The 2,999-nt window shown below is 30.9% G+C and carries 5 protein-coding genes; 4 read left to right on the top strand and 1 reads right to left on the bottom strand.

Annotation, left to right across the window (positions count from 1 at the left end; all coding sequences use genetic code 11):
- The 3 genes from ABX784_RS16625 to ABX784_RS16615 all read left to right on the top strand — a co-directional run.
- A partial coding sequence (locus ABX784_RS16625; protein ID WP_372656184.1) for a YebC/PmpR family DNA-binding transcriptional regulator occupies nucleotides 1-237 on the top strand: 237 nt, incomplete at its 5' end.
- A 187-nt stretch (nucleotides 238-424) separates the two neighbouring features.
- On the top strand, nucleotides 425-733 hold the full coding sequence (locus ABX784_RS16620) for a type II toxin-antitoxin system RelE/ParE family toxin (protein ID WP_372656183.1): 309 nt from the start codon (nucleotides 425-427) through the stop codon (nucleotides 731-733).
- Complete coding sequence (locus ABX784_RS16615; RefSeq protein WP_372656182.1) at nucleotides 720-1,037, top strand: hypothetical protein; 318 nt, start codon at nucleotides 720-722, stop codon at nucleotides 1,035-1,037. Before ABX784_RS16620 ends, ABX784_RS16615 begins: the two co-directional genes overlap by 14 nt.
- Nucleotides 1,038-1,183: 146 nt before the next feature.
- Here ABX784_RS16615 and ABX784_RS16610 read toward each other — a convergent pair whose 3' ends face one another.
- A complete protein-coding gene (locus tag ABX784_RS16610) occupies nucleotides 1,184-2,185 on the bottom strand; it encodes a hypothetical protein (protein WP_372656181.1) in 1,002 nt (333 codons plus the stop codon).
- A 353-nt stretch (nucleotides 2,186-2,538) separates the two neighbouring features.
- Here ABX784_RS16610 and ABX784_RS16605 point away from each other — a divergent pair, with 353 nt between their 5' ends.
- On the top strand, nucleotides 2,539-2,778 hold the full coding sequence (locus ABX784_RS16605) for a hypothetical protein (protein WP_372656180.1): 240 nt from the start codon (nucleotides 2,539-2,541) through the stop codon (nucleotides 2,776-2,778).
- Nucleotides 2,779-2,999: the final 221 nt, after the last annotated feature.

Below are 2,999 nucleotides of genomic sequence, written 5' to 3'. Positions count from 1 at the left end.
GATGTGATCATTGTTACAACTGCTATGGAAGATTTTGGAAATGCTTCAGCAAAGCTTGCTGAGTTAAATATCGAGGCCAAGGAAGCAGGGCTTGAAAGAGTTGCAACAACTAATAAAGTACTAGACCCAAAGCATATCCCAACATTTATGAAGCTTATTGATGTCCTAGAGGACAACGATGATGTTCAAAAGGTTTATCATAACTGTGAGTTTGATGAGTCGATGCTAGAAGAATAAATTCTATCGCCCTAAGTAGTCTCCTTACTTAGGGCAAATCATTTCTGAAATATAAATACAATACCTATCGAAATTTATGCTTATCTAAGTACTTTTCTGTTACCTGTAATGATTATAGTTAGTTACTTATGTTTCATATCGTAAATGATATGAAATATTGACTTTCATCTCATTTATGATAGGTTTTATGTACAGAGTTAAAGAGACACAAGAGTATATAAATTGGCTCGAAGGGCAAAATTTAAAAGAGCAGGCCCAGATACAAAGTCGAATAGCGAGAATTCGAATTGACGGTCATTTTGGTACAGCTAGAAAGTTAGATCAAAGTCTTGCTGAACTAAAATGGAAAAGTGGTAGGAGAGTTTACTTTTCAATCACACTTGATAAAGACGGAAGTATTATAATTATCTTACTTGGTGGAAATAAGAATACTCAATCGAAAGATATAAGAAAGGCTAAAGCATTAATTAGAGGACTTGAAGATGAAAAAGTTTAATATAGAGTCATTAAGACCAATTAGCTTAAAGAATAAGAAAGGTCTTTTTAAAAATCACTCTGTTGAATTCTTTAAAGACTACAAGGCCGTCGCTGAAGTGCTAGCTGAAGCAATACTAGAAGGGGACAAAAGGGCCTTTCATGAGATTATTTCTGGTTACCTTAGTGTGATCAATAAAGAAGAACTTTCAAGAAGATCAAAGGTTCCTATTGCAACAATTCGTCGAATGGCCGCAGGATCTAACTTTAATATTGATAGTATGCTAAAAGTTACTTCTGCTATTAATAAAGAGCTCGTCGCCTAGATTCATATATAGAAATTTAACAACTTTCAATTCTTTATCAAGTCAAAAAAGTTACCGTTTATACTTTTAGTAATCTCTTTACTCCGAGAGTAAGGACCTTTTCAATATTTAACTTTTTTTAATATCTCTTGATGAAGTAGATATAGTTAAAACTCATTTAATATAATTTTAGAAAGTATTTCTAGAAGTTTATGTGTATCTAAGAAGTAATTTGGAAATGACTTTTTGATATTTTCTATATCATCGATGTTTACGAAAACAATGTTCTTACTATCATTTTCCTTATATCCCAGTTCTTTCTCTGTGTATATTTGGATAGCTTTATCAACATCTTTTTTGTTGAATATTTCTACTGTTGTTTTACTATTTTTAATATCGAGTTCAACTAAAGCGTATCTACCCATTCGTCCAGTTTTGTTGTGCTTGTTTAAAACTACTTCAACGTTATTTGTAGCCGCATTAAGTTTCTCTATTACTTTTAGGTCTCTTATGTACTTCTTTAAGTTTGATAATATTTTCTTATTACTTAATTTAAGATGTTCTTCTAATGGATTACTATTTTCCTTTAGAGCAAAATATGAGCTTAATAGCTTAAAGAACTCCTTCCACTTCTCATCTCCTTCTCCAGTTTTAAACGAAGCCTGCTGTAGTTCTCCGTATGTTTCAACAGCTGTTGACCAGATATGCTCAAGCTCTGTTCTTAACTGCACTTCCACAAGTATTGAATTCTCCGTTTGGTAAATTAGGTGAATACCTCTATAGCCATCTTTCTTTGGTCTATTGTGATAGTCATCTACTTTTTTTATTTTATGTTTACCTGATTGTACCCGGAGGTTTGTATAGGCCTTATTCAGTCCTATTTCATTTTTTAAGATAACTCTAAGACCTGCTATATCTTGAAGTGTACTTAGTCTCATTGTGCTGAATCTTTTTAATTTTATCTGAATTGATTCTATTCTTTTTAACCGTCGTGCAAATAGGATTGCATCATTCTTATCAATTTTTACTTTGAGTTTGCTAAAGTAGTAGTCGAGTGTACTTGAAAAACTATTTCTCCATTCAAGGAGCTGATTCAAGTCAGATGCGTCTAGGCTCTCTTTCTCCTTTAGGATATCACCAATTTTATCTATTTTTCTTTTACTTATCATAGTCGAAATGTATCACTTATTGATTTTTTTCGATAGAAAAAAAAGCATTACCTGTTATAACTTATTGAATTTATATTCCATGGTTCTTTTTTTTAATTTTTTATTTCAGGGAAATCATTACTTAAGTAAGTAGTTAGTTTTATTAAGGATGAAAGGTTCCTATTGCAACAATTCGTCGAATGGCCGCAGGATCTAACTTTAATATTGATAATACGTTAAAAGTTACTATCTATACTTTTAGATTAAACCCTTTTTTAAATATCTAATATTTTTTAATATCCCTTGATGAAGTAGATATATCTAAAGCTCATGTTAGAATATATTTGTTTAGTATATTCACAAGGTAATTATTCATGAACTCTCTATTTTCAAAATGGAAGAAACTGAACAAGTTTGTACGTATTAGTATTTGCTTAGTTGTAGGTATTACTGGGTATCGATGTAGAGATTTCTTTCCACATACATATATGTGGCTGACACATCACCCTCAAATGTATAACGCAGAATTAGAACCAGAGTTTCCATCATGGTTTAGTGTGAATTTTGGAAGTCTTGAGGGTCCAGATAAAAATAAGAAAAATTTACTTTATTAAGAAGTTTGAAGCTTTTAAAAAATATGGGGAAAGTTTTTATGATTATTATGAAGAGAAATATGGGAAAGATAAACGACATCTATATAAAGATTATATTGATTAGATAATAAAAACACACAAGCTGAGTTCTATTTATAGTTACTCAGCTTTATTTAATTCATTTTATAGTCATAAATATTCTCTCACTTTCAAATGAGGGGCTAACAATTTTAAAACTCATT

Origin of the sequence: Halobacteriovorax sp. (genome assembly GCF_041587335.1) — a bacterium.
Taxonomy (GTDB): Bacteria; Bdellovibrionota; Bacteriovoracia; order Bacteriovoracales; family Bacteriovoracaceae; genus Halobacteriovorax.
This window is presented reverse-complemented; position numbering and strand designations above follow the sequence as displayed.

Coding starts and splice junctions, on each gene's coding strand:
- ABX784_RS16610 (WP_372656181.1), bottom strand. CDS start 2,185: ATGATAAGTAAAAGAAAAATAGATAAAATTGGTGATATCCTAAAGGAG.
- ABX784_RS16605 (WP_372656180.1), top strand. CDS start 2,539: ATGAACTCTCTATTTTCAAAATGGAAGAAACTGAACAAGTTTGTACGT.
- ABX784_RS16615 (WP_372656182.1), top strand. CDS start 720: ATGAAAAAGTTTAATATAGAGTCATTAAGACCAATTAGCTTAAAGAAT.
- ABX784_RS16620 (WP_372656183.1), top strand. CDS start 425: ATGTACAGAGTTAAAGAGACACAAGAGTATATAAATTGGCTCGAAGGG.